This is a genomic window from Acinetobacter sp. GD03645, assembly GCF_029845285.1.
In the GTDB taxonomy this organism is placed as follows: domain Bacteria; phylum Pseudomonadota; class Gammaproteobacteria; order Pseudomonadales; family Moraxellaceae; genus Acinetobacter; species Acinetobacter corruptisaponis.
Genome location: NZ_JAOCLL010000001.1, coordinates 197,388 through 217,767, shown reverse-complemented (window position 1 = coordinate 217,767; position 20,380 = coordinate 197,388). Strand labels below are relative to the sequence as shown.

The 20,380-nt window shown below is 41.6% G+C and carries 17 protein-coding genes; 9 read left to right on the top strand and 8 right to left on the bottom strand.

The window, feature by feature from the left end; all coding sequences use genetic code 11:
* Window positions 1-432: 432 nt before the first annotated feature.
* Genes N5J47_RS01135 through N5J47_RS01120 form a run of 4 tightly spaced genes read left to right on the top strand, consistent with a single transcriptional unit; the run spans window position 433 to window position 4,514 of the window.
* Window positions 433-1,410: an ABC transporter substrate-binding protein gene (locus N5J47_RS01135; RefSeq protein WP_279958913.1), complete on the top strand. Its 978-nt coding sequence runs from the start codon at window positions 433-435 to the stop codon at window positions 1,408-1,410.
* Between the two features lie 53 nt (window positions 1,411-1,463).
* Window positions 1,464-2,285, top strand: a complete 822-nt coding sequence (locus N5J47_RS01130) for an ABC transporter ATP-binding protein (protein ID WP_279958912.1) — start codon at window positions 1,464-1,466, stop codon at window positions 2,283-2,285.
* On the top strand, window positions 2,278-3,072 hold the full coding sequence (locus tag N5J47_RS01125) for an ABC transporter permease (protein ID WP_279958911.1): 795 nt from the start codon (window positions 2,278-2,280) through the stop codon (window positions 3,070-3,072). The genes N5J47_RS01130 and N5J47_RS01125 overlap by 8 nt, the downstream gene beginning before the upstream one ends.
* Complete coding sequence (locus N5J47_RS01120; protein ID WP_279958910.1) at window positions 3,069-4,514, top strand: amidohydrolase family protein; 1,446 nt, start codon at window positions 3,069-3,071, stop codon at window positions 4,512-4,514. The genes N5J47_RS01125 and N5J47_RS01120 overlap by 4 nt, the downstream gene beginning before the upstream one ends.
* Before the next feature lie 284 nt (window positions 4,515-4,798).
* Here N5J47_RS01120 and puuE read toward each other — a convergent pair whose 3' ends face one another.
* The gene (puuE, locus tag N5J47_RS01115; RefSeq protein ID WP_279958909.1) at window positions 4,799-5,752 is read right to left on the bottom strand and encodes an allantoinase PuuE; all 954 of its coding nucleotides are present in this window, start codon (window positions 5,750-5,752) and stop codon (window positions 4,799-4,801) included.
* Between the two features lie 129 nt (window positions 5,753-5,881).
* Window positions 5,882-6,811 (bottom strand): LysR family transcriptional regulator, encoded by a 930-nt coding sequence (locus N5J47_RS01110; protein WP_279958908.1) that lies wholly within the window; start codon window positions 6,809-6,811, stop codon window positions 5,882-5,884.
* A 229-nt stretch (window positions 6,812-7,040) separates the two neighbouring features.
* Between N5J47_RS01110 and N5J47_RS01105 the strand changes: the two genes are divergently transcribed.
* A complete protein-coding gene (locus N5J47_RS01105) occupies window positions 7,041-8,096 on the top strand; it encodes an aromatic ring-hydroxylating dioxygenase subunit alpha (RefSeq protein WP_279958907.1) in 1,056 nt (351 codons plus the stop codon).
* 106 nt (window positions 8,097-8,202) lie between these two features.
* Here the strand turns inward: N5J47_RS01105 and trmB are convergent, their stop codons facing one another.
* A complete protein-coding gene (trmB, locus tag N5J47_RS01100) occupies window positions 8,203-8,919 on the bottom strand; it encodes a tRNA (guanosine(46)-N7)-methyltransferase TrmB (RefSeq protein WP_279958906.1) in 717 nt (238 codons plus the stop codon).
* 260 nt (window positions 8,920-9,179) lie between these two features.
* Here trmB and N5J47_RS01095 point away from each other — a divergent pair, with 260 nt between their 5' ends.
* Window positions 9,180-9,791 carry a glutathione binding-like protein gene (locus N5J47_RS01095; protein ID WP_267979820.1) on the top strand — a complete coding sequence of 204 codons (612 nt, stop codon included), beginning with the start codon at window positions 9,180-9,182 and terminating at the stop codon, window positions 9,789-9,791.
* Between the two features lie 58 nt (window positions 9,792-9,849).
* Here N5J47_RS01095 and N5J47_RS01090 read toward each other — a convergent pair whose 3' ends face one another.
* Window positions 9,850-10,194, bottom strand: a complete 345-nt coding sequence (locus N5J47_RS01090) for a hypothetical protein (protein ID WP_267979819.1) — start codon at window positions 10,192-10,194, stop codon at window positions 9,850-9,852.
* 159 nt (window positions 10,195-10,353) lie between these two features.
* A complete protein-coding gene (ahpF, locus tag N5J47_RS01085; RefSeq protein WP_279958905.1) occupies window positions 10,354-11,919 on the bottom strand; it encodes an alkyl hydroperoxide reductase subunit F in 1,566 nt (521 codons plus the stop codon).
* Between the two features lie 229 nt (window positions 11,920-12,148).
* Between ahpF and N5J47_RS01080 the strand changes: the two genes are divergently transcribed.
* Window positions 12,149-12,367, top strand: coding sequence for a DUF1653 domain-containing protein (locus N5J47_RS01080; protein ID WP_279958904.1), 219 nt, complete (start codon window positions 12,149-12,151; stop codon window positions 12,365-12,367).
* On the opposite strand, the gene N5J47_RS01075 is transcribed toward N5J47_RS01080, so the two are convergent.
* Window positions 12,364-13,398 (bottom strand): AraC family transcriptional regulator, encoded by a 1,035-nt coding sequence (locus N5J47_RS01075; RefSeq protein WP_279958903.1) that lies wholly within the window; start codon window positions 13,396-13,398, stop codon window positions 12,364-12,366. The genes N5J47_RS01080 and N5J47_RS01075 overlap by 4 nt on opposite strands.
* A gap of 122 nt (window positions 13,399-13,520) precedes the next feature.
* On the opposite strand from N5J47_RS01075, the gene N5J47_RS01070 reads away from it, so the two are divergent.
* A complete protein-coding gene (locus N5J47_RS01070; protein ID WP_279958902.1) occupies window positions 13,521-14,711 on the top strand; it encodes an alkane 1-monooxygenase in 1,191 nt (396 codons plus the stop codon).
* 33 nt (window positions 14,712-14,744) lie between these two features.
* On the opposite strand, the gene N5J47_RS01065 is transcribed toward N5J47_RS01070, so the two are convergent.
* Window positions 14,745-14,960 (bottom strand): KTSC domain-containing protein, encoded by a 216-nt coding sequence (locus N5J47_RS01065; protein ID WP_267979814.1) that lies wholly within the window; start codon window positions 14,958-14,960, stop codon window positions 14,745-14,747.
* Window positions 14,961-15,478: 518 nt separating this feature from the next.
* Entirely contained in the window at window positions 15,479-16,042 is a 564-nt protein-coding gene (gene ahpC, locus N5J47_RS01060; RefSeq protein WP_267979812.1) for an alkyl hydroperoxide reductase subunit C, read from the bottom strand.
* 477 nt (window positions 16,043-16,519) lie between these two features.
* On the opposite strand from ahpC, the gene hrpA reads away from it, so the two are divergent.
* Window positions 16,520-20,374, top strand: coding sequence for an ATP-dependent RNA helicase HrpA (gene hrpA, locus N5J47_RS01055; protein WP_279958901.1), 3,855 nt, complete (start codon window positions 16,520-16,522; stop codon window positions 20,372-20,374).
* The last annotated feature ends 6 nt before the right edge of the window (window positions 20,375-20,380 follow it).

Here is a 20,380-nt window from a genome sequence, read left to right as displayed (position 1 = left end):
TCAATTAACCTATTATTCTCTCAACATAAAAGTCATTTGCAATCAGAATGAATCGTTTTAGTTCCATGGCTGATTTAAAATGGTGCAATATTAAGGTGAGTAAATTTTTATCATGTTCAAAATAAGAAAAATACTGTTTTTTTATTGGCCTAATTATTTTTTAAGATAAATCTATATTTTTTAACTTAATGAAAAATATCATTAAATAAATGTTGGCACGTTGTTTGCTGAATTATTCCTGAGTATAAGCGGTTAGTGTGTATAACACATGGGACATTGCTCTACAGCGTTCGCTGTTCCTCTTTTGGGGACAAGGTCAATTTATTTGGTCTTGAGAGAAAATGTGTATGTGAAAACCTGTAGATATACATTTGCTTTATTGCCCCTAAAAGAATAGCGATATGAGTTCACACATATTTAGGGGTCTTATTTATGAAAATTCAACACTATGTAGGCAAAGCACGATTAACCGCGATTGCTGGTGCGTTATTATTCAGTTCCTTTACACATGCTGCTGATAAATTGGTGTTACAAACCACATGGTATGCGCAAGCTGAGCAGGGCGGATATTATCAGGCTTTGGCGCAGGGTATCTATAAAAAATATGGTCTGGATGTCGATATTAAAATCGGTGGACCACAAGTCAATAATATGACGCTGTTACTTTCTAAACGTGCTGACATTATTATCAATTATGATTTACAGGTACTCAAAGGCATTGAAAGTAATTTCCCAATCAAAGCTGTGGCAGCACCGTTTCAGTTCGACCCACAAGGGATTTTAACGCATAGTGATGTTAAATCACTGGCTGATTTAAAAGGCAAAACCATTCTAGTGTCTACCAGTGGACAGGCAAGTTGGTGGCCGTGGTTAAAAGGCAAATATAAGCTAGATGTATCACAAGCACGTCCTTATACCTTTAATATGCAGCCGTTTTTAGCAGGCAAAAATGTTGCACAACAAGCTTATGCCACTTCAGAAGTATTTCAGGCGAAAAAGGCTGAACCATCGAGCAATTTCTTCCTATTTGCCGATGCAGGCTATCCTGCCTACGGTGGCATTTTAGTGACTCGTAATGATGTGCTGCAAAATAAACCTGATGTGGTCAAGCGTTTTGTACAAGCCTCAATGGAGGGTTGGAAAAATTATCTAGCTGATCCACGTCTAGGTAATGCCATCATTAAAAAAGAAAATCCAAACATGAATGATGAGCTACTGGCATTTGCGGTCAGTCAAATGAAAAAGTTACAACTGATTGATGGTGGCGATGCTAAAACCAAAGGTATTGGGGTGATGACTGATGCACGCTGGAAAGCCACACGAGACTTTATGGTGAACTCAGGTTTGCTCGATGCGAAAACCAATTGGAAATCGGCTTATACCACACAGTTTAATCCTGTGAAGAAATAAGTCATTGCATCTTCTGGTTAGAAAATAGGGCATCTGTCTAAAGGGGAAACCGCATGAATTCAGCTTTATCAATCGAGACTCCACTTAAGGAATCCTCAAATTTTATTACACCGATGCTGATGGTCAGAGGTGTAGAAAAAACCTATCCCAATGGCACTAATGCCTTACAACGACTGGATTTAAATATTGCTCGTGGTGAGATTGTGTCATTACTTGGACCATCAGGTTGTGGCAAAAGTACCTTATTGAAAATGTTTGCTGATCTGGAACAGCCATCTGCGGGTCAGGTGCGTTGGAATGGAAAAGCTGACATTCAGTCACAATGCAAAATGGCAATGGTGTTTCAGGAAGCAACCTTAATGCCGTGGGCAAATATTGAAGATAACGTGCGCCTGCCTTTGGATTTACAGGGGATTGCCAAATCGGTGAGTACCCCAAAAGTATTGGATGCCTTAAAAGCAGTTGGTTTGGATAAATTTAATAAAGCTTATCCACGTGAATTATCAGGTGGCATGCAAATGCGTGCTTCTTTGGCACGGGCTTTGGTGACAGAACCTGATCTATTGTTGATGGATGAACCGTTTGGTGCACTGGATGAATTTACTCGCCATAAACTAGATAGTGATATTCGCAAGCTTTGGTCTGAACGTGACCTAACAGTGGTGTTTGTCACGCACAGCATTTATGAAGCGGTGTATTTATCTTCTCGTGTGATTGTGATGGGCGCACGCCCTGGTCGTGTGGTGGCTGATATGGAAATTGATGGACCTTATCAGCGAGATGAAGCATTCCGCACCTCAGAAGTCTTTATTAAACAATGTTCACATCTTTCTCACGTATTGGCTGAAGCAAGCGGAGGGCATGCTCATGATTAAACCTTTAATTCAAAATCCTGCCGTACAACGTATTGCTGCGCCTGTAACATTCGGCATTCTACTGCTTTTGATTTGGCAACTCAGTTTTCAGCAACTTAATGTCCCGATTTATGTGATTCCAAAACCCAGTGATATTGTCATGGCAATGGTGAATCAGTCGGGTCTATTACTTGGAAGTTTGTGGGTAACTTTAAAAATCACGTTATTGGCATTTGCCTGTGCGGTGGTGATTGGAACTTTGGTGGCATTTTTATTTGTACAAAGTCGACTCATTGAAGCCTGTTTTATGCCCTATGCGATTTTATTTCAGGTCACGCCCATTGTAGCAATTGCGCCGTTGGTGATTATCTGGATTCAAAATACCACTTTGGCATTGGTGATTTGTGCCATGTTGGTTGCTGTTTTCCCAATTTTGACCAATACCACTTTGGGGCTGCGCAGTGTCAATAAAGGCTTGCTGAATTTATTTCAAATTAATAAAGCCAGTCGCTGGCAAATCCTGATGCGTTTACGTGTACCGAATGCCTTGCCGTATTTCTTTGGTGGTTTAAGAATTTCCTGTGGTTTGGCATTGATTGGTGCGGTGGTGTCTGAATTTGTGGCAGGTGCGGGCGGAACAAGTGCAGGCTTGGCGTATCAAATTTTACAGGCAGGCTTTCAACTGGATTTACCCTTAATGTTTGCGGCACTATTTTTGATTACCTGTACAGGTCTGGGATTGTTTGTGTTGATGTCATTATTAAGCCGTGTATTTCTAAGCCAATGGCATGAGAGTGAACAAGTATGATCAATCACCATTCTTATTTAATTAAAAATGCCGATGCTGTTTTGACAGGCTTATCAGGTGATGCTGCACGTAGTTCAGCAACTGATATTCGTATTCAAGATGGCAAAATTACTGAGTTAGGACAACTGACAGCACACGCCAATGAACAAATTGTAGATGCCAAAGATTGTATCATTTATCCAGCTTGGGTGAATACCCATCATCATTTGTTCCAGTCCTTGCTAAAAGGTGAGCCACAGGGGTTAAATCAAAGCCTGACTGCATGGCTTGCCAGTACGCCTTATCGTTTTCGTGGTGCATTTGATGAGCAGACTTTTCGGATTGCGGTGCGGATTGGTTTAATTGAATTGTTGCGTTCAGGCTGTGCCACAGTCGCAGATCACCACTATCTATATTGGCCGCAGATGCCGTTTGATGGTTCTGCGATATTATTTGATGAAGCTGAAAAACTGGGCATGCGTTTTGTACTGTGTCGGGGTGGCGCAACTTTGACTCGTGGTTTGGAAAGTGAATTGCCACAAGCTTTACGCCCTGAGAAGTTTGAAGATTACATGGCAGATATTGAGCGTCTAGTCGGTAAATATCATCAAGCAGATTCAGCCGCATTGCGTAAAATCGTGATGGCACCGACTTCCAGTTTACATTCAACCACCCCACAACAGTTTCGGGAAACTGCCAAAATTGCTCGACAGCTCGGTATCGGTATGCATAGCCATTTGTCTGAAACGGTGGATTATTTGGATGCAGCCAAAGCTAAATTTAATATGACGCCTGTGCAGTTCTGTGCTGAACATGATTGGGTTGGAAGTGATGTCTGGTTTGCACATTTAGTCAAGTTATTACCTGAAGAAATTCACATTTTAGGACAAACTCAAACAGGCATTGCGCATTGCCCACAGAGTAATGCACGTCTAGGCAGTGGCATTGCAGATTTAGTCACATTAGAACAGGCAGGCATGACCATTTCGATTGGTGTTGATGGCGCAGCATCCAATGAAGCAGCCGATATGTTGTCCGAAACCCATGTGGCATGGTTACTACAACGTGCCAGAAAAGGGATGTTGGCAAAACCGCAATATGAGGGCGGGTTATTTGAGGGTGGCGGAGATGCTGCCACCATTGAAGATATTATCCGTTGGGGAACGGCTGGCGGTGCAAAAAGTTTAGGCTTGGATCAAGTTGGTACGCTAGAGGTAGGACAACAGGCGGATCTGGTGATTTATCAATTGGATGACCCACGCTATTTCGGCTTACATGATGTTGCGATTGCGCCGATTGCCAGTGCTGGACGAGCAAAAATCAAAGTGATGTTTATTGCAGGGAAAATGGTGATGGAAAATGACCAGATTCCTGATCTGGATATGCAGGAGTTGGCTTGGCAAGCCAAACAATCAGTCAAAGTGTTGCAACAGCGAAGTATGCAAATGAGTAAAATAGCCTAAGATTATTGAAAAATTAATTTTTATCAATTTCTATGGCTTTATTTATAAATTTTATAAGTTGGCATTACCTCTTAATTTATTTATAGACAAATTATTTTTGTAGAGGTTTTAGCCTTACTTTTGACTGGGCAAAAGTAACAAAACCCCTTTGTTGAGCTGATGGCACATCCTTGATGCCACAGCTCAACGGCGGCATCCATGCCGCCAACCAAGATAGTAAATAATGGTTAAAAGTTTTATGTAAATATACAAAATGGTTAGAAAAATTTATGTGAGTTATATAATTATATACCCTGATCAGGATGATATTTCATCCAATGCTCTGCAATTTGCTGACGAGTACAAATCCAGACCCGATCATGATTTTGCACATAATCCAGAAATTTTTGTAAGGCTTTAAAACGAGCAGGGCGACCCAAAATTCGACAGTGCATCCCAATCGAAAGCATTTTGGGTGAAGTTGCACCTTCGGCATACAGCACATCAAAAGCATCTTTTAGATACTCAAAAAAATCCTCGCTGCGGTTAAAGCCTGTCGGTGACGCAAACTTCATATCATTGGTATCTAAGGTATAGGGAATAATCAGATGCGGACGAGTTTCACCATTTTCTTTTGAGAGGGTTGTCCAAAAAGGCACATCATCCCCATAATAATCACTGTCATACTGCACATGATCATAGTCAGCCAGTAATTGACGGGTATTGGGACTGTCTCGTCCTGTGTACCAACCTGTAGGATATTGTCCAAATAAATCCTTTAAAATCTGCATGGCTTCTGCCATATGTGCTTTTTCAGTCTCAATATCGACATTTTGATAATGAATCCAGCGTAAACCATGCGACACCACATCATATTCATATTCTTTAATGGCTTCGACCACCAAAGGATTACGCTGTAATGCCATCGCTACCGCAAAAATTGTCATCGGTAAATGACGCTTGGCAAACTCTTGTTGAATGCGCCAAAAGCCTACTCGTGAACCATATTCATACAGCGAATCCATAGACAGATGTCGGGCTGCATAACTGTCCACACCGCTAATTTCAGACAGAAATTGTTCTGAGCCTTCATCTCCATGCAGGATATGCTTTTCACCACCTTCCTCATAGTTCAGCACGAATTGCACCGCAATTTTGGCTTGATTGGGCCATTGTGCATGTGGTGGATGATTGCCATAACCGACCATATCTCGAGGATAAGCTGTTGTTAAATCAATCTCTTTAGTTGGCCCAACCATATCAATGCCTGAATAATTAAAATGTGAAACTTCACATCAAATTACTTGATGTTATCTTAAAGTGTCAATCATTAATTGTAATAAAATCATGTATTTATATGCTTTATCTTGGTGCGTTTATTCAATTTTTTAATGAAAATTTTTACTCATGCGCAATTTTAGTGCCTCCATTTCTTCAACGATTTGATTCATCATGATTTGAGAAATTCGGGAAAGTTGCCGTTTTGGTGCAACACATAACGCCAGCGTAATTGGATGCAGCCCTTGTTCATTGATTGTTCTAAATTCAAACTCACCACTTTCAATCAAAGGATAGACATCCAAATAACTCATAATACCAATCCCAAGATTTTGTCTCAGCAATGAAATCATCATCCGAATATCATTACATTCGATTTTATGCAGTGGATTAAAATCATGCTTCTTATATAAAGCAGTGACATGATCATGAATAATTAAGGGGGCGGCTGGAATAATATGATTAAATTCAATTGTATCGGAAAAATAAATTTTATCCTTGTGAGCCAAAGGATTTTGTTTTGGAATCACGAAACCAAGCGGCATTTCGATAAAGGCACTGATATGCAGTTGATGCTGATGTTTAGGATTTAGAATCAAACCAAAGTCCAGTTCAGCTTTGATGACCAGATCAGCAACGCTTTCACTGTCCAATACTCGAATATTAAAATTAATCCATGAATATTGTTGATGAATCGACTGAATCACAGCACTGACAAAACTTTCGCTCAGTGCTGAAATCATGCCGAAATCAATCGAACCCCGTTGCAAGCCCTGAATTTCATTTAAACGTTTTTGGGTGAGTTGAAACTCTTTCTGCCAACTCAGCAAATCGGCATACAGTAATTCACCTGCCAACGTCAATTTTAGACCGCTAGGCAAACGTTCAAACAAGGCTACGCCAAGTTGTTCCTCTGCCAGCATAATCTGACGATGCACTGCCGAAACAGAAATAAAAAGTTGATCGGCTGCTTTTCTCAGGCTGCCTGTTTTGGCAACCACCACAAAATATTCAGCAAAACGAGAAAAAGGAAGATTCATAAGAAACATACCAAATTTCCCTCTCCTTTTAGGAGAGGGTTAGGGAGAGGTTAAACTTGTCAGCCTTACTTTTAGGAGGCAGATAAAGAGAATAACAATAAAAACCATCAAGTGTTCTAATTTTTAGAATGATTCATATAAATCATTCTAATAGACGAAAAAAAAGATGTGCTCCACACTGCATATAGAAAAAGATCAATGATCTAGCGTATAAAATTGTGAGCCAAACATGAATGCAATCCCATTAATTAACGTTCCAAATAAGCCATGTCATAGCCAATTTGATGATCAGGATTGGGAAATATTAGCGCAACATTGGTATCCAGTCGCCCGTATTGAAGATGTCAGCAGCAAGCCACATCAAGTCACTTTACTTGATCTGAATATGGCGATTTATAAAACCGAAAGCGGTGACATTCATTTAGTTCGTGATATTTGTCCGCATCGAGGTGTACCACTGAGTAAAGGTTGGGTTGAGGGTGAAACCATTATTTGTCCCTATCATGGTTTACATTTCAATGCAGAGGGGAAATGCACCAAAATTCCTGCACAACCTGATTTGACCAAAATTTCAGATCGTTTTTCCCTGACCAAATTTCCTGTGATTTTAAAATATGGTTTGGTTTGGACAAGTATTTTGGGACGAGATGAAAGTCTTGCCAATATTCCTGTATTGGATACATGGCAAAGTGATGAGCATCAGGCGATTTTACCGCCGTATGTAGATATTGCAGGGTCGAGTGGTCGTCAACTTGAGGGTTTTATTGATGTGGCGCATTTTGCATGGGTACATCATCAGGCTTTTGCAGATCGTGACAATCCTATAGTTCCCAAATATAAAACTGAAAGAACAACTTATGGTTTAAATACTGAATATGTTAGCAATGTAAGTAACTATCCGCATGGGATGCAGCATTTAGCACCAGAGGGTTTTTTATGGAAACGGGTATTTGATATTTATCCACCATTTTCAGCCATTCTTACTGTGTATTTCCCCAATGAGGGTATATTGAAAATCCTAAATGCCTGTTGTCCTGTATCGCATAACAAAACCCGTTTGTTCGTGCCGTTGACCCGTAATTTTGATACCACAGGAGACTTACAGGCGGTCTATGACTTTAATGCGCAAATTTTTGCCGAAGATCAGGAGATGGTGGAAGCGCAGAAACCAGAAGAATTGCCACTCGATATCAGTTTTGAAGCCCATTTTGAGGCAGATCGTTCCTCAACCCTGTATCGTCGTATTCTAGCAGAATGGGGATTAAGCAAACGTTATACTGTGTGATAGGATCTTTACAATCAACCCCTACAAATCAATTTGATAGATGGGTAGGGGTATTGTATACGCCCAATGACTTATGAGAACAGAGATAAGATTTTAAGGGCGTTATTTAATGAATTTTCTTAAACAGGAAATCATTAATTTTATGACCCGACTCGATGCCACGGCGCTCGAACTTGGTGACTGGTCGCCAGTCAGGGCGAGGGTAGCTTTGACCTTTACCTGCCAAATTTTCCAGATTCGGGCGATTATCCAGCACATCCAGCATCCATTCCGCATAGGGTTCCCAATCGGTTGCCGCGTGGAAAGTACCACCCATCTCCAGCTTTTGTTCAACCAACTGCATGCGCTCATGAATCACAAAACGACGCTTGAAGTGACGTTTTTTCTGCCATGGGTCAGGGAAATAAAGTTGTACGCAGTTAATGCTATTGTCAGGCATTTCACGAAGTACCTGAATTGCATCTGCATCCAGTACCCGTAAATTCTTTAATCCCGCCATACCTGCTTCATAAACACATTGTGCGATACCAGGAACGTGCACCTCAATACCGACAAAATTACGTTCAGGATTGGCCTTTGCCATAAGCACCAGTGAGCGACCCATTCCAAAACCAATTTCCACAGTGAGCGGACGCTCTGGCTGTTCAAAGTGATGACGGAGGTCGCCAACAGGATATTCCAGAATTAAGTCACGATAATCTTCGAGCGCAGTGCGTTGTGAGGTATTGAGTGGGGCTGAACGACGCATAAACGTCACAATCTCACGGTGCTCAGGTAAATTGTCGAGTTCCGTAATTTGCGTTTCTAACTGATCGTTTGACATGATTCTGGAGATATAAATATAGAAATGCCGTATTGTAAGTGTTCAGTTGATCAAGTCAAATTTTTAGTGAGATTTTGACATGGTATCGTCATCTTTAGCGCTTAACATCGAGATAGAATTTTTATAAACAGGACATCAATGGCAACTTAAAATGCTTGAAAAGTGCAAAAACATACTTTTTTGCAAATCAGTAACAAACAAAGCTTGAAAGTTTGGATGAAGCATTTTAAAACATTAATGTTAGATAACAAGGATCAAACATGAAGTTGTATTATTCACCAGGTGCCTGCTCATTGGCAGCCCATATTATTTTAAATGAAATAAATGTAGATTTTGATTTAGAACGGGTAGATTTAAAAACACATAAAACTTCAAAAGGTGCAGACTATTACGAAATCAATCCAAAAGGTTATGTTCCTGCATTGGAAATCAACCCAGGTTTGATCTTAACTGAAAATGTGGCCATTTTACCGTTTTTGGCACAGCACGATCCAAAACAGGACTTGATCCCTCCATCAGGCATGGGGCGTGCAAAGGTACTTGAATGGCTGGGTTACCTTAACTCAGAACTCCATGATGCCTATGCGGTGTTTTTCACTGGCAAATTGACCGATGATGAAAAAAACAAAGCCTATGCTGAAGTTGATCGTTTATTGAAATACATTGACAACTATTTGGCTGAATCAGAGTGTGATTATCTGGTGGATGATAATTTTGGCCCAGCAGATGCCTATTTGTTTGTAATTACAAACTGGTCAAATCATATCGAACATGACTTAACCCCATATCCAAATATTGTTGCTTTGCGCAACAAGGTCGCTGAGCGTCAGTCTGTACAAATTGCCATGCGTGATGAAGGCTTATTGGCTTAATTCCACTATACGCATAAAAAAGCCTCTGTGACCAGAGGCTTTTTTACATCAACAAATCTTATTGTTGAGCTTTTTCTTTCACATCAGCAGCGCCTGACTCTACCGCACCAGCAACTTTTGCGGTTGCATCACGGGCAGCAGCCTCAGTCTTTGCAGCAGCTTCAGCAGTCGCACTTGCAGTATGATCAGCAGCAGCATCAATTTGATCACCCGCATTATCAACCGCAGTTGCAACATTGTCAGTCGCTGTTGCTGTTGCGTCTTTGATGTCAGCACCAGCCTGTTCAGCTGCATGCTCTAAATGTTCACCCGTAGTTGCACCTGTTTCAGGCGCTTTATCTTTATTACAGCCTACAAGTGCAACAGTAGCAGCGAGACCTAATGCAACAAGTAATTTATTCATTGTTTGTTCCTTTTCGTTGTGGCATCCAATACGATATGGATAGCCAAAATATAAACATAAAAACGTTGACGAATAAAGTTGAAAATTTGTTGATAACTTGTAAAAACACGCACTTACATATGAAAAATGTAAATGCGTGCACAAGTTTTTCAGAGGGGTTTACACACCAGAGCGAATCATATAGTCAAAGGCGGACAGTGATGCCTTGGCTCCCTCACCCGTGGCAATGATGATTTGCTTGTAAGGCACGGTGGTACAGTCACCCGCAGCAAACACACCCTTGACACTGGTTTCGTTACGGTCATTGATCACAACCTCACCACGGTTGCTCAGCTCAACCGCACTGTTCTTCAGGAAATCGGTGTTTGGCAACAGGCCAATCTGTACGAAAATCCCTGCAAGCTCTACTGTATGTTCTACACCAGTGGCACGGTCCCTGTATTTCAATGCCGTTACCTGTGAACCATCACCAACAACCTCTGTGCTTAGTGCATTCAGGATCACGGTGGTGTTTGGCAGGCTGTTTAGCTTGTCCTGCAATACTTGGTCGGCACGAAGTTTGGTATCAAACTCGACCAAAGTCACATGCTCAACAATCCCTGCAAGGTCAATCGCAGCCTCAACACCTGAGTTACCACCACCAATCACCGCAACACGCTTGCCCTTGAACAGTGGACCATCACAGTGCGGACAGTACGCAACACCACGGGTACGGTATTCAGCCTCACCTGGCACATTCATCTCTCTCCAGCGCGCACCTGTGGACAGAATGATGGTTTTTGATTCAAGCTTGGCACCATTTTCCAGCTCAACCTCAACCAGACCATTGGCAGTTTGATCCGCACCTGTGATCTTGCTGACCCGTTGCAGGTTCATGATGTCCACGCCATATTCACGTACATGCGCTTCCATGTCCTGGGCAAACTTTGGACCTACGGTTTTTTGTACCGTGGTGAAGTTTTCAATATCCATGGTGTCCATGACCTGACCACCAAAGCGTTCAGCCACGATACCAGTCTTGATGCCCTTACGTGCCGCATAGATTGCAGCTGTACCACCCGCAGGGCCACCACCAATTACCAGCACATCAAATGCTTCTTTGGCATTGAGTTTGGCTGCATCTTTCTCGGCTGAGTTGGTGTCCAGCTTGGCAACAATCTCTTCCAGTGTCATACGACCCTGACCGATATGCTCATTGTCCTGAAACACCATTGGCACCGCCAGGATTTTGCGTTCCTCTACTTCATCCTGAAAGAAAGAACCATCAATCATGGTGGCGGTGGTGTTTGGATTGTTGATTGCAATCAGGTTCAGTGCCTGCACCACATCAGGACAGTTATGGCAGCTTAAAGACACAAACACATCAAAGTTAGCCTTTAAGTTTAAACCCTTGATTTGATTCAATACTTCATCAGAGACTTTTGGTGCATAGCCAGACACCTGCAACAATGCCAAGATCAGGGAAGTAAACTCATGCCCCATCGGTAGGCCAGCAAAGAACACACGTGGCTGTTCACCTGCCTTGGCCACACCGAAGCTAGGACGGCGAGCGTTTGAACCGTCAAAACGCGCCGTAACCTGGTCGGAAAGTTCCGCAATCTCAGTCACAAGCTCTTTGATTTTTGCAGCTTTGTCTGACTCATCCAAAGCGGCAACCAACTCGATTGGACTTTCTAAACGTTCAAGGTAGGCTTTTAACTGGGTTTTAATATTTTGGTCTAACATGCAAATCTCCAAATTCTCAGCAGTTCAATCAGCTAAATTCATTTCATGAGGCTATAGTACGCAAAACCATTTAATAGGTAAAACAGTATGTTTTTATGAGTTTAATCGGATTTTTGAATTTAAAATGGAATATAAGCATTTTAAAGATTTTTCTACGTAAAAATTTGAATATATTCAAAATTGTTATATAACTGCAATCATTTCACAGCATAACCTAAAGGAAAATAGCGTGACATTACAGCGTGGTATCTATCAACACTACAAAGGACAGCTTTATCAGGTATTTCATGTAGCCCGCCATAGTGAAACTGAAGAAGAACTGGTGGTGTATCAATGCTTATATGGAGATTATTCCATATGGGTACGTCCACTCAGCATGTTTAGCGAAGCAGTTGAGCTTGAGGATGGACAGGTGATTCCACGTTTTAAATTAATTCAAGAGACTTAATCTGCCTGTTGGGTTTTGGATCGGGACAGACGATAGTGCTGTGGACTACATTCCATCACTTTATTAAATGCACGGGTGAAGTTTGCAGGGTTGGAATAACCCAACTCATACGCGATATGGGTGATGGTAAAACTTGAATTTTTTAACAGGTCGATAGCGCGTTCAATGCTAATCTGTTGTTTTAATGCCTGAAACTCGATGCCCTGTTGCTGTAAATAGCGTTGCAAGGTTTTAGTTGAAATATTTAGAACCTTGGCGCATTCGGTTAAGGTCGGCACTTGATTGGCCTGTCGCAGCATCATGCTGACCCATTCAACAATTTCGCCCTGATGGTAAATTTTCTGGATTTGTTCCTGACAGCGTTGCTCAACCACCTTTAAGCTGTGTGCATCTGCCAAGGGCAAGGGCAGTGCCAATTGCTGCTGATCAATCACGACACGGATACCAGACATCCACGTATAGTTAAAATGAAAGTTGGCTTTGACTAAATGTAGATAACGTTCCTGATACACAGGTTCAGGAATGCTTAAATAAACCTGATAGCGTTGCAGTTGCTGTCCAGCCAGTTCCAGTAGGCTGTAGTAAAAGGCCACTGCGATGGCTTCAACATGAAAGGCAAGGCACTGTTTATTCATCTGCAAGATCGGTTCAAATAACAGTTCAACCTTTTGTGAATTGGTTGGAAACTGAATGGTGAGCTTAAAGCTGGGCATGATCAGCCTAAAATACTGTGCAATCAGTCTTAAGGCATGTTCCAGATTTGGGCTGGTCATTAAGGCATATCCCACCAGACTGTGTGAGCTGAGCTTTAAATTTTTACCCAGTTCAAAGGCAAGGTCCTGTGTATTGGGAAGACTTAAACCAACCGTGATGAATTGTTCAATTTGCTGGATGGATAAAAGTTCCGTTTTTGCGAGCTCATCCCTTAAGCTTGTCAGCAAATGAGGGTCGTACTGATGTGTACCGATTAAAATTTCAATCAGCCGTAAATAATAACGTGATGGAATGACAGGAATTTGCTGCTTCTGCACAATAAAAAACCAGTAAAGTCTTAAAATGATAATAGCAAGTCTTAAAATGATAATATAGATCCGCATCAAAAGAACACAATCAGTTCAAGCAAGACATTTTGTGTTTGATTGAGGAACTTCTAATGAATATGCATACTCAACTCGATGTAGAACAGGCAGCAACATTCACGGATAAAAAACGTCATTTGTGGTTACTGGGTTTGGCTGTACCCGCAATTGCAATGAGTGGGCTGGCGGGCTATCAATTTGGCCCAAAGAAAACCAAGAAATTTTTTGCTGGATTGGGTCCATTATTTTTACATGGTGTGATTCCGACACTAGACAAATTCATTGGTGAAGATACGGAAAATCCACCTGTTGATGCAATCGCTGGCCTAGAGGCAGATCCGTATTATGCGCGTATTGTGAAACTGTATATCCCATTACAGTATGCAGCAAATATTTATGGAACCTATTTGGCAAGCCGTAAAAATACCTCTGTTGCCGATCAGGTTCTACTTGGAACGACTGTGGGGATGGTGAATGGTATTGGCATTAATACCGCACATGAGTTGAGCCATAAAACAGGAAAGCTTGAACAGTATCTGTCACATTTGGCATTGGCACCTTCAGGTTATAATCATTTCCGTATTGAACATCCCTATGGTCATCACCGTCGTGTTGCGACTCCAGAAGATCCAGCCTCATCCCGATTAGGTGAAACATTCTGGAAATTCCTGCCACGTACCGTAATTGGTAGCTTCAAGTCCGCCATTGAAATTGAAAAGAGCCGTTTGGAACGTAAAAAGCGACCATTCTTCTGTAAGGAAAATGAGCTGATTCATGGCTGGGCAATGTCGGCCGTTTACCATGCAGCCATGTTGGCAAAATTTGGCATGCGTTCAGTGCCATTCCAGATGACCCAGGCCGCTTATGCAATCACCTTGTTTGAATCGGTCAACTATATTGAACACTATGGATTGAAACGTGAAAAGAAAGCCAATGGTCAATATGAGCGCACCTTGCCAGAACATAGCTGGAACAATAATAATGTGGTGACCAACTTGTTCCTGTATCAGTTACAACGCCATTCTGATCATCATGCCAATCCAACGCGTAGCTTCCAGACACTGCGCCATTTTGAAAATGCACCACAGTTGCCCGCAGGTTATGGTGCCTTGATTTTGCCAGCATTTATTCCATCTTGGTGGTCAAAAATCATGGATGATCGAGTGGTGGAACACTATAAAGGTGATTTAAATAAGATGAATATTCATCCAGAGGCGAAAGAAAAAATGTTTGAGAAATATGCTGGGCAGATTGAAGCCGCTTAAAATGACAAAAAATCAGCCCAATCGGGCTGATTTTTATTGGGAGGCTGTAATACAGAGTCGCTTAAAATGGAGATCAAACTCGAGATATTTATGTACAAAGGCGGTTTTATCAGTACACCGAAGTAAATTATCGTAGATAAATTCGGGAACGGGATGATAAAGCTCGCCTGAGCCGTTATTGTAAAATATTTTTAAATAACGTGAAGAAACATCGTATTTCCAAGAGGTTACAACAACAGTTTTTTCCATAGATTTGCCCTCATTGTTGATTTGATCTTTGGGGCTGTTGACATTTCATCCATGTTTGCGACAGAGGAAATTTTTTAGACGATACAAGGCATGTTTTGCGAAACTTAGTCACTCTAAGTAAGCAAGACATAACGCAGTAACGGCAAAAAATGTCCCTGTCCCGCAGGGTTATGGCTAAAACCGCCCCAAACTTCGTTATGAAACTTGACAAGGGGATTACCATTCCCTGCGTTTCATGCCTCGTTTGCGTTGTTTTAGCCTATAACGCAATGCATAGATGGAACGTCAACAGCCCCATGTCCATATAAGAAACTCTTTTGCCTCATGATTTGACAGTACTCCAACTTGGGCACGCTGACAATTCATAAATGATTTTGGCTATAAATTTATAAGTATAAGAATTGTAAAAATTTTGCTATCAAGCTGAGGGAGGAGGAGTGAGAAATTTATATAAAGGCAGATAAAAAGAAACCACCCTAAAAAGAGTGGCTTCTGACGAGGTTGCTCAATCTAAAGAATTAGATTTTACCAACTAAGTCGATAGATGGAGCAAGTGTCGCTTCACCTTCTTTCCATTTTGCTGGGCAAACTTCGCCTGGGTGGCTTGCTACGAATTGAGCAGCCTTAAGCTTACGTAAAGTTTCTGATACATCACGAGCAATGGCATTGTCATGAATTTCAGCAGTTTTGATTACGCCTTCTGGGTTAATGATGAACGTACCACGTAAAGCTAAACCAGCTTCTTCAATATGCACATCAAAAGCACGTGTTAATTGGTGAGTAGGATCGCCAATTAATGGGAATTGAGCTTTGCCTACAGCAGGAGAAGTCTCGTGCCATACTTTATGAGAGAAGTGAGTGTCAGTTGTTACGATATAAACTTCTGCACCAGCTTTTTGGAATTCTGCATAGTTTTCAGCAGCATCTTCAACTTCTGTTGGACAGTTGAATGTAAATGCGGCAGGCATGAAAATAAGAACAGACCATTTTCCTTTAAGATCAGCGTCAGTGACTTGAATGAATTCACCGTTACGGAATGCATCAGCTTTAAATGGTTTAACTTCAGTATTAATTAAGCTCATCATTGTCTCCATGATTGAGGTTTTATTGAGAGGCTAATGCCTTACTTGTTTACGAGGTCTAGAATAAATAATTTTTAGTTATTGGGGAAATAGTATTTTTACATGACTAAAATCGGAAAATTGAATAACTCAATAAAGTTCGACTTTCACCCAAAGATATTTCTCCATTTGACAGCATGGATATGAAGCCAACATGACAAAATATCTAAAAAACTAATGTGCCTAACAACATGCAGTCTATGCTGTTAAAATTCAAGGGTAAAATTGAAAAAATCTAAAAATATATAAAAAACCAAGATATACACTTAGATTTTTACCTATGTTTTGCTTGGTTTAAAAATAAGAAAATGCAAAAGTACCCCTGTGTATCAATTGAATAGTGCATGTTTTTGAAAAGAACCAAATGTGGTTGCTTTGCATAGCAAGGCTTTAAGGCGTAAAATAGCCGATTAGTTTATTTTCTAGGAAAGCTGTTCAGTGCAGAGTCATTTAAATGTAGATCAATGGGTTATGGCACGTGACCGTCACCGTTTAAATCGACTGCGCAAAGATAAAAAAACACAACCAGCAGAAATCGAAAAACTGTTTGAACAGTCTAACCACAAAGTCAAGCAACGTCTTGCCCGTCTCCCCAAGATCAAGCTCAATCAGGATTTACCTGTTACCCAGTATGCAGATCGCTTGATTGACGCGATTCAAAAGCATCAGGTCATTATTGTGGCGGGTGAAACAGGTTCGGGTAAAACGACTCAGCTACCGCAGATTGCCATGCTTGCAGGTCGTGGTCTTACGGGCATGATTGGGCATACTCAGCCACGTCGTCTGGCTGCGCGTAGTGTTTCGCAGCGTATTGCTGAAGAGGTCAGCGAGAAACTGGGTGAATCCATCGGCTTTAAAATCCGTTTTAATGAACAGGGTTCGCAAGACTCAATTGTCCGTTTAATGACTGATGGTATCTTGTTGGCTGAGCTGACCAATGACCGATTTCTTTCAAAATACGATACTATCATTATTGATGAGGCACATGAACGCTCACTCAATATTGATTTTATCATGGGCTATCTCAAGCAACTTTTACCCAAGCGTCCTGATTTAAAAGTTATCGTCACTTCAGCAACGCTAGATGTAAACCGCTTTAGTCAATACTTTAATGACGCACCAATCTTTGAGGTGGAAGGGCGTAGTTTTCCTGTAGAAGTCCGCTATCGTCCTATTTCTGAGCTGAGTATTGTTGGCAGTGATGATGATGAGTTTGATGATTTTGAAGAAAATCTACCCCGTGCAGTCGTTCAGGCTGTAGAAGAGTGCTTTGCTGATGCCGAAGAAAAGGGTCATCCTGAACATGCGGATATTTTGATTTTTGCCAGTACCGAGCAGGAAATTCGAGAGCTACAGGAAACCTTACAAAAACAAGGTCCACGTCATACCGAAGTATTGCCTTTATATGCACGTTTGGCACTGGCTGAACAGCAAAAGATTTTTAGCCCGAGTGGGAAAGGACGACGCATTATTATTGCGACCAATGTGGCGGAAACAGCACTGACAGTTCCGAATATTCGCTATGTCATTGATAGCGGTTTTGCCCGTATCTCCCGTTATAACTACCGTTCACGAGTTCAGCGTTTACCGATTGAAGCCATTTCACAGGCAGCCGCCAACCAGCGTAAAGGGCGTTGTGGTCGTATTGCGGCAGGTGTATGTATTCGTTTATACAGCGAAGAGGACTTTTTAAGCCGTCCTGAGTTTACTGAGCCTGAGATTAAGCGAACCAACTTGGCTTCCGTGATTTTGCAAATGCAAAGTCTTGGCCTGGGCAATCTGGAAGATTTTGATTTTATCGAGCCACCAGATTTTCGTCTGGTTAATGATGGCCGTAAACTGTTGATTGAATTAGGCGCACTCAGCGAGCGCAAGAATGAACTGACCAAAGTCGGTCAGATGATGGCACGTATGCCAATTGACCCGCGTTTGGCACGTATGATTATTGGCGGGGCACATTTTGGCGTGCTCAAAGAGACCCTAATTATTGTCAGTGCCTTGGCGATTCAAGACCCACGTGAGCGTCCTGCCGATAAACAAATGCAGGCCGATCAAAAACATGCTTTATTCAAAGAAGCGGACTCAGACTTTTTATTCTATTTAAAGCTTTGGAATACCTTACAGACTAGTCCAGATACGCAGTCGGAGAACAAGCGCCGTCAATTTGCCCGTCAGCATTTCTTAAGTTGGTTGCGTTTGCGTGAGTGGAAGCAGACCCATCAGCAATTGGTGGAGTTGGCAGAGGGTTTAAAACTTAGTTTTAATGAGAAAGGTGCCAATTATGAAAACTTGCATCGTGCATTATTAACAGGTTTACTTTCATTTATTGCTAATAAAACCGATGAACGTAACACCTTTATGGCAGTACGCCAGCAGAAAGCCAAAGTGTTCCCAGCCAGTACGCTGCATAAGACCAATACCGCCTGGGTGATGGCTTTTGAGATGGTAGAAACCTCACAAGTGTATTTGAGAACCTTGGCGAAAATTGATCCTGAATGGATTTTGCTGGCGGCACGTGATTTATTGAAGTATCACTATTTTGAACCGCACTGGTCGAAAAAAGCGGGTATTGTGAATGCTTATGCACAGATTTCTCTGTTTGGTTTAATCATTGAGCCAAAGCGTTTAATCAACTTTGAAAAGGTGGATCAACCAGCGGCGCATGAAATCTTCTTACGTGACGCACTGACTACAGGCAATTTAGGTGTTACGCCACCATTTTTAAAGCATAACTTACTGAAACTTGAAGAAGTTGAACGGGTTGAGGATAAGTTGCGTCGCCGTGACTTGGTGGTCGATGAAGAAACCATTTACCAGTTTTATTCAGAGAAAGTGCCTGAGGAAATTGCCAGCCGCCGTAGTTTTGAGGATTGGCGAGCAACGGTAGAAACAGAAAATCCGCGTTATCTGTTTGTTGAGGATGATGCACTGTGGATGAATGATCGACCAACCACTCAACAATTTCCTGACTATTTACATAATGGGCAATTGCGTTTGGCTGCAAGTTATCGTTTTGATCCAAGCCATGATGAAGATGGAGCAACAGTTAAAATCCCAGTGCAGGCTTTGCCACAGGTCGATGAGAAGCAATGGTCATGGGGTATTCCAGGTTGGCGTCAGGATTTAATTGAAGCTTTACTCAAGGCGTTGCCAAAAGATAAACGCCGTAATCTGGTGCCGATTCCTGATACTGCGAAAAAGCTGATGCAGGGCATTGATGCAGTGCATTTGCGCGAACATTTATTTAGTTACTTGGCCTTTGCCTTACGTGGCGAACAGATTACAGAGAAAGATTTTTCTTTTGAACGTATTGATCAATATCTAATACCTTTTATTAAGGTAGTGGATGAAAAAGGAAAACTGATTGCGCAAGGGCGTGATCTGGATGAGTTAAAGGCACGTTGTCGGGTTGAAACCCATCGCCCTGTGAAACAGCAAAAGGGTGAATTCCAGACTTTTCCAGAAAGTTTTGTATTTGAGGCATCGCAGAAAGTCACGGGTGTTATTGTCAAGCAATATCAAGCGCTCGTTCCCACAAAAGTCTTTGCTGAGTTGGATGCCAAAGATGAGTCGGGTGTGGTCATTCAAATATTTAATGATCAGGATGAGGCGATTAAGCAGCATCGTGAAGGGATTATTCGCCTTGTGCATATGCAGTTGGGCGATTTAATCCGCCAATTGAAAAAACAGATTTCCAAGCCACTGGCTTTGGCCTATTCGCCTTTAGGCGAACGGGCGAGACTGGAGCAAATGCTGGTTTATGCAACTTTGCAGGTTTCGATTCAAGAATTGCCTAAAAATGCGGATGAATTCCAAAAATTATTAATGGACACCAAAAAGCATTTCTTGGGTAATGGCCAGCAGGTCTTAACTGATATCACGGAAATCTTTACCCAATGGCAGAAAATTCGCCGTGAGTTACTGGTATTGGACCAGAATATCTTTGGTCGAAGTGTGGATGACATTGAAGACCAACTTGATTTAATGTCATTGGCAGACTTTGTTTATAGCCGACCTGCCGAGATTTGGCAGGAATACCCGCGTTATTTGAAGGCGTTGCTATTGCGTTTAGACCGATTGCCCAATAATCTACAACGTGACCTTGCTGCAATTGATGATGTCGATCCATGGATGGACAAAGTATTTAAATTTAAAAATGATCCTAGAATCAAAGAATTGTATTTGATGTTGGAAGAACTCAGAATTTCCTTGTTTTCTCAGCCGATGAAAACAAAGCTGCCTATTTCACCAACTAGATTACAAAAACTATGGGATCGTTTAGCAATCGGTTAAACTGAG

What these genes read in the sequence shown, in the direction of transcription:
- N5J47_RS01125 (WP_279958911.1), top strand. Translation starts at nt 2,278, where the DNA reads ATGATTAAACCTTTAATTCAAAATCCTGCCGTACAACGTATTGCTGCG.
- N5J47_RS01135 (WP_279958913.1), top strand. Translation starts at nt 433, where the DNA reads ATGAAAATTCAACACTATGTAGGCAAAGCACGATTAACCGCGATTGCT.
- N5J47_RS01095 (WP_267979820.1), top strand. Translation starts at nt 9,180, where the DNA reads ATGAAGTTGTATTATTCACCAGGTGCCTGCTCATTGGCAGCCCATATT.
- N5J47_RS01065 (WP_267979814.1), bottom strand. Translation starts at nt 14,960, where the DNA reads ATGGAAAAAACTGTTGTTGTAACCTCTTGGAAATACGATGTTTCTTCA.
- N5J47_RS01070 (WP_279958902.1), top strand. Translation starts at nt 13,521, where the DNA reads ATGAATATGCATACTCAACTCGATGTAGAACAGGCAGCAACATTCACG.
- N5J47_RS01090 (WP_267979819.1), bottom strand. Translation starts at nt 10,194, where the DNA reads ATGAATAAATTACTTGTTGCATTAGGTCTCGCTGCTACTGTTGCACTT.
- N5J47_RS01105 (WP_279958907.1), top strand. Translation starts at nt 7,041, where the DNA reads ATGAATGCAATCCCATTAATTAACGTTCCAAATAAGCCATGTCATAGC.
- N5J47_RS01120 (WP_279958910.1), top strand. Translation starts at nt 3,069, where the DNA reads ATGATCAATCACCATTCTTATTTAATTAAAAATGCCGATGCTGTTTTG.
- trmB (WP_279958906.1), bottom strand. Translation starts at nt 8,919, where the DNA reads ATGTCAAACGATCAGTTAGAAACGCAAATTACGGAACTCGACAATTTA.
- ahpF (WP_279958905.1), bottom strand. Translation starts at nt 11,919, where the DNA reads ATGTTAGACCAAAATATTAAAACCCAGTTAAAAGCCTACCTTGAACGT.
- N5J47_RS01130 (WP_279958912.1), top strand. Translation starts at nt 1,464, where the DNA reads ATGAATTCAGCTTTATCAATCGAGACTCCACTTAAGGAATCCTCAAAT.
- ahpC (WP_267979812.1), bottom strand. Translation starts at nt 16,042, where the DNA reads ATGAGCTTAATTAATACTGAAGTTAAACCATTTAAAGCTGATGCATTC.
- puuE (WP_279958909.1), bottom strand. Translation starts at nt 5,752, where the DNA reads ATGGTTGGGCCAACTAAAGAGATTGATTTAACAACAGCTTATCCTCGA.
- N5J47_RS01110 (WP_279958908.1), bottom strand. Translation starts at nt 6,811, where the DNA reads ATGAATCTTCCTTTTTCTCGTTTTGCTGAATATTTTGTGGTGGTTGCC.